This window comes from Streptomyces sp. KLMMK, from assembly GCF_036961605.1.
Lineage (GTDB): Bacteria > Actinomycetota > Actinomycetes > Streptomycetales > Streptomycetaceae > Streptomyces > Streptomyces telluris.
The window spans coordinates 1-1,779 of the sequence record NZ_JBAMDC010000693.1; the positions used below are offsets into that span (position 1 = coordinate 1).

The 1,779-nt window shown below is 75.5% G+C and carries 1 protein-coding gene; it reads right to left on the reverse strand.

Annotation, left to right across the window (positions count from 1 at the left end; translation table 11 throughout):
* Positions 1 to 248 precede the first annotated feature (248 nt).
* On the reverse strand, positions 249 to 1,779 hold a 1,531-nt coding region (locus V7793_RS37195; RefSeq protein WP_336014113.1), incomplete at its 5' end, for an ABC transporter ATP-binding protein.

The following is a 1,779-nucleotide window of genomic DNA, read 5'->3' on the forward strand; positions in this document are numbered from 1 at the left end:
CGACGGTGGCGGTGCCGCCGCGGACGGGGAGGTCCACGGACTGGCCGTGCACGTGGACCGTCCGGGCGGGCGCGGCGGCGTGGGCCGGCCCGGCGAGGGTGATGCACGGGAGGGTGGCCGCGAGCACGACGGCGGCGGCGCGGGCGGTGCGGCAGGAGGTGAAGAGGTGCATGGGGAGTTGATAACGAACGGAGGTAAGAGGGTTTTAAGAACCCGGCGTTGCCACGGCCGCCCGGGCCGGCGCCGCGTCACCGGTCCTGGGACAATTTGTACAGCTCTGCGAAGAGTCCTCCCCCGACGGCGAGTTCCTCGAAGGTGCCCTCCTCCACGACGCGGCCCTCGGCCAGGACGACGATGCGGTCGGCGATGCGGGTGTTGGTCAGATTGTGCGTGACGAACACGGCGGCGCGTCCCGCGGCGAGCTCCTTGAAGCGGCTGATGACGGTGTGCTCGGCGCGCGGGTCCATCGCGGACGTGGGTTCGTCGAGGACGAGGACGGCGGCCTCGCGGTAGAAGGCGCGCGCCACGGCGAAGCGCTGCCACTGGCCGCCGGAGAGGTCGTGGCCGCCCCAGAACGACTTGGCGAGGAGGGCGTCCAGGCCGCCCGGGAGACCGTGGAGGACGCTGTCGGCGCCCGCGGCGCGGGCCGCGGCGTGCACCAGGTCGTCGCCGCCGCGGGGCTGGCCCAGGGTGATGTTCTCGCGGGCCGCCATCGGCCAGCGCGTGAAGTCCTGCGGGACCAGCCCGACGCGCGACCAGACGTCCTGGGGGTCGGTCTCGGCGAGGTCGGTGCCGTCCCAGGTGACCCGTCCGGCGGTGGGCAGGTACAGCCCCGTCAGCAGCCGGGAGAGGGTGGTCTTCCCGGAGCCGTTCTCCCCGACCAGCGCGACGAGTTCGCCCGAGCGCAGGGTGACGCTGACGCCGTCGAGGGCGGGCCTGCCGGGCGCAGCGCCGGGGTGGCGGTAGGAGACGTCGTGGGCGCGGATCTCCCGGGGGCCGCCGGCCCCGAGCCGCAGCGGGCCGCGTACGGCCCGCAGCTCCTCGGCCAGGTCCAGGAACGCCTGCCAGTCCTGGAGGTAGAGCGAGGTGCGGAAGAGCCGGGCCCCCGCCATGACCAGGGAGGTCAGCGCGGCCGTGGAGGCCCGTACGGCGACGACCGCGGTGGCGGCGACCGCCAGGCCCATGGCGCCGCCGAGGACGAGCGCGCCGACCGTCAGCCAGGTGAGGGCGAGCATGGCGCCGGAGCCCGCCGCGCCGCAGAGCGTCACCAGCAGCACGCGGGGGGCGGCGGCGCGGTGCCGGGTGCGGATCCGGTCGGTGAGGTGGGCGTACCACTGGCGCAGGTACGGGGCCATGGTGCCGGCCCGGATCTCGGCGGCCGTGCGCGGCTCGGTGCTGAAGCGGCGCAGGAGGTAGCGCAGCCGGTTGTCGGCGAGGCTGGTGTGGGCGGCGCGGTGGGCGATGCGGGCCGCGGCGACGGCGGCGGCTCCCTTGGGCAGCACGGCCAGGAGCAGCAGGGGCAGGAGCAGGGGGTGCAGGGCGGTGAGCACGGCCGCCGCGGCGATCAGCTGGGCGACGGCGGAGAGCAGCACCTGGGCGTCGGTGATCAGGTCCTGGGTGGCCTGGGCGCCCGTGCCGGCGGCCTGCAGGGCGTCGTTGAAGTCGGGCCGGTCGTAGGCGGTCAGCTCGACCTCGGGGGTGTCGGCCAGGATGCGCTCGTCGGCCAGGGCGGTGACCTCGGGGGCCAGTCGCAGGGCGGCGTACTGGGCCGTGGCGTCC